The organism is Myxococcus sp. AM010, assembly GCF_013372585.1.
Lineage (GTDB): Bacteria > Myxococcota > Myxococcia > Myxococcales > Myxococcaceae > Myxococcus > Myxococcus vastator.
In genome coordinates this window covers 1-3,343 of sequence record NZ_JABXEO010000185.1, presented here as the reverse complement: position 1 = coordinate 3,343, position 3,343 = coordinate 1, and the positions used below count along the sequence as shown (strand labels likewise).

General features: G+C 69.2%; 2 protein-coding genes. One reads left to right on the top strand and one right to left on the bottom strand.

The window, feature by feature from the left end:
* Positions 1–271: 271 nt before the first annotated feature.
* Positions 272–2,536: a GON domain-containing protein gene (locus HV826_RS36120; RefSeq protein ID WP_176421541.1), complete on the bottom strand. Its 2,265-nt coding sequence runs from the start codon at positions 2,534–2,536 to the stop codon at positions 272–274.
* Between the two features lie 383 nt (positions 2,537–2,919).
* Here HV826_RS36120 and HV826_RS36115 point away from each other — a divergent pair, with 383 nt between their 5' ends.
* On the top strand, positions 2,920–3,333 hold the full coding sequence (locus HV826_RS36115) for a hypothetical protein (RefSeq protein WP_255208605.1): 414 nt from the start codon (positions 2,920–2,922) through the stop codon (positions 3,331–3,333).
* Positions 3,334–3,343 lie beyond the last annotated feature (10 nt).

Here is a 3,343-nt window from a genome sequence, read left to right as displayed (position 1 = left end):
GGACGAGGGGGCGGCGGTGCCGGGGGCGGAGGAGGTGCCGGAGCTGGAGGCGTCGGAATGGGCGGGGCAGGCGTCCATGCGGACACCGACGACACGGACGGCGGCCATCGCGTTTGAACCTGGGAGCGTGCTTCCCCCTGACGCTGGCGTGCCAGCGGCGCTCCAGTTGATGCGGCAAAAGTGCAGGGGGACTGGAGACTCCGGCGGAGAAGCTGGAGCACATCGGAGCCAGCGATGCACAGCCTCGCTGGCTCCATGCGTGACAAGGCTTTTACGGGCTGTAGACCAGCGCCAGTTGGCCGCCTCTCTGGTTGTAGGGGTCGTCGCTGCCGATGAGCGAATTCCAGCCGCAGTAACCGCCTCCTGTCAGATCGACCAACCGCGCGTCAGGGCTGTAGGTCGCCGAGCCGACTTCGCTCCAACCCATCACGAGGAACTGGCTGTGCGCCACGGCGAAGGGGGTACCGCGCAGGTCCAGGTTGGCCAGCCCCACGGGGGCCCAGTCGCAGGACATGGCCGAGCCGTATGGCATCGAGCTCACCGTGGTGGGGCCGTGGGTGAGTTGTCCCGAGGAGGTGGAGAAGGTCTGGTCCGCCGTATTCACCTGCAGGGTGGCCGGGTCGATGCGCAGCTTGGAGTAGTTGGTGCGCACGGTGGTGCCGGGAGAAGCCCCGCCCGCGGTGTACTGGGAGAAGTTGGAGGTGCCCGTGTGCTTCAGCGACAGGTACTCGGTGGGGGTGCCGGCCATTCCGTGGCACCAGGCCGCCCAGGGCCAGGCGGTATTGCTGTTGAGGTAGAGCACGTACTCGCCATCCCCCAGGCTGGGGTTGAGGTTCTTGAGTTGCTGGCAGGTGGCCGGGGCGAGTTGCTGGAACGCCTGCCGCAGGTTGGGCAGGGGGCCGATGTGGCGCGAGTCCGGCGCCTGGGGGGTGCCGGTGGTGGCCAGGAGGCCGCGGATGTCTCGCGGAGCCAGAGGGCCGATGCCCCGGGCCTGTGCCGCCCCCTGGAGGCTGGCGACCGCGCCGGTGATGATGGGCGAGGCGCTCGAGGTGCCGCTGAAGGAGGCCGTGTAGTACTGGTCTTCGTTGTTTCCGAACAGGTCTCCATAGCCCGTCGTCACCACGCTCTCGCCCCAGCCGTGCATGTCCACGCGGGAGCCATGGTTGGTCCAGCACATGGGCACGCGCGACAAGGCCGTGCTGGCGCCCACGAGGATGGCGCCCGAATCACGGAGGGACCGGTTGAAGCGGCCTCCGTAGACGGCGTCATCCAGGTTGACGCTGCCGTTGCCCGCTGCTTCCACCACGGTGACGCCGTTGGCGGTCGCCGTGGCGACGGCGTCGAACTCGGCCTGCCAGTACTCCATGGCGATGAAGTTGCACTGGCTGAAGTTGCAGGTGCAGGGCGAGCTGTCGGCGGGGCCTGGCGCGTGCAGTTCGATGAGGATGACGCCCCCAGGGCCCGCGGCGGCGGCCGCGTTGGAGATGGCGCTCGCCGTGCTCTGGTTGCCAATACTGGACACACCCGCCAAGGCCTGGTCGGCGATGCCCGTCACGCCGTAGGCGTTGCGCACTCCGACGATTTCCCCGAGCACGGCGGTGCCGTGGTTGCGCCAGCTCAGGTCATTGTATTGCACCCCGCCCTGGTAGAAGAGGCCGGGCAGGTCCTCATGGGTGGTGCGCCAACCGCCCTCGATGTCCACGACCTTCACGCCCGCGCCCCTGGCTCCCTGCACGCCCCAGGCGTATCGGGCGTCGATGCCGACAGGCGCGGCGTTCAGGTAGCCCTGGTTGCCTTCGAAGAGCGGAGTGACGAGCGGGAGGTCGGCAGCGGCCAGCAGGCCGCGCAGCGTGTCATCCATCCCGAAGTTCACCATGGCCGGCTCCGCCGGGGGCTGGGCATAGGCCACCTCCACGCTCTCCAGGGCGTTGAGGGCGTCCACCAGCGCCTTCACGTGCTCGGCGCGCGTGCCCTGGCGCAGCGGCACGTCGTAATAGAGGTTGAGGTCCGCGAGCTGCCGCCCGCTGGCCGTCTCGCCCTGGCGCTTGCGGGTCTCCAGCAGGGCTTCGTCCTCCTGGAACAGCCGGGCCAGCCCGCTGGCGCGCGGGGCTCGCTCCAGCAGCTCCTGGGCGGCTTTCATGTCCAACTCCAGCCGGTGCTGACTCAGGCCTCGACCGGCGAGCAGTCGGCGCTCGGACGCATCGCGCTCGGTGGACAGCGCGGTGAGGCTGTTGCCCCGAAGGCGCACGCGGGTGCCCTCGTGGAACTTCACCACCATACGCTCCACCCGCGCGTGCTCGGGCAGGTCCAGGCCCGAGTCCTTCAAGGCGGCGAGGCGCGGTTTCAGCGGGGAGTCCGGCACATCGAGGGGCTGCCCCGCGGGAGCGGAGCGCGCCACCTCCTCGCTTACGTTTTCTGCTTCGCCGCAGCTGGTGCTCAGCGCGACGAGGCCCATGAAGAGGGCACCAAACCCGGCGCTGCGGACATGCCGAGGGAAGACGACGGGGGACGCGAGCGGCTTTTTTCTAGGGCTCATTCGGGGGCACCTCGGAGAGACGTCAGACTGCGGAACGCAGTCGGGCGGCCCTTGAGCAAGGCGAGTGCCAGGGAGGAACACCGCGGACGGTGTCCCGGTACGTCAGAAGCGTGGGGCTCACGTGCGCCGCGCTGTTTCCGAGCGCGCCACTGCGCCACCCTCGACACGGCCCACGCCTTCCCTGAACGTCGTCCGGACATGTCCGGGACATGTCCGGACATGTCTGAAGCGGGCCATGCTGAAAGGTGGGGGGCGCCGCGAGACGCGGCGGTGGCACACGCGAGCGCGGCAAGGCGGCTATGCGGTGGACGCGCTATCGTCGCGCCGATGATGAGTTCTCTCGACTTCACTTCCTGGCGGGGGCTCGCGGCGACGCTGGGTTGATGCAGACCGTGCAGCGACGGCGAGAACGAGAGAGCCACCAGAACAACGAGCGGCTGAAGACACGCATCTCCGCATACAAGACGCTCGGCGGCTCATTCACCGGTGAACTCGTCGCGGACCCGACCCACCTGGTCACCGGGCGCAAGGTCGGCACCGCGCGGCTGGTCGTGTCGCTGCGCGACTTCATCCGCCGGGCGCTCGACCTCGAGCCCATTCCTCAGGGGCTCATCGTTCCCGACCAGGGCCCATTGCGTCCCAGCGGCGGGGGAAGGGGCAAGGGTGGAGACAAGGGTGGTGGACGAGGGGGCGGCGGTGCCGGGGGCGGAGGAGGTGCCGGAGCTGGAGGCGTCGGAATGGGCGGGGCAGGCGTCCATGCGGACACCGACGACACGGACGGCGGCCATCGCGTTTGAACCTGGGAGC

What these genes read in the sequence shown, in the direction of transcription:
- HV826_RS36120 (WP_176421541.1), bottom strand. Translation starts at nt 2,536, where the DNA reads ATGAGCCCTAGAAAAAAGCCGCTCGCGTCCCCCGTCGTCTTCCCTCGG.
- HV826_RS36115 (WP_255208605.1), top strand. Translation starts at nt 2,920, where the DNA reads ATGCAGACCGTGCAGCGACGGCGAGAACGAGAGAGCCACCAGAACAAC.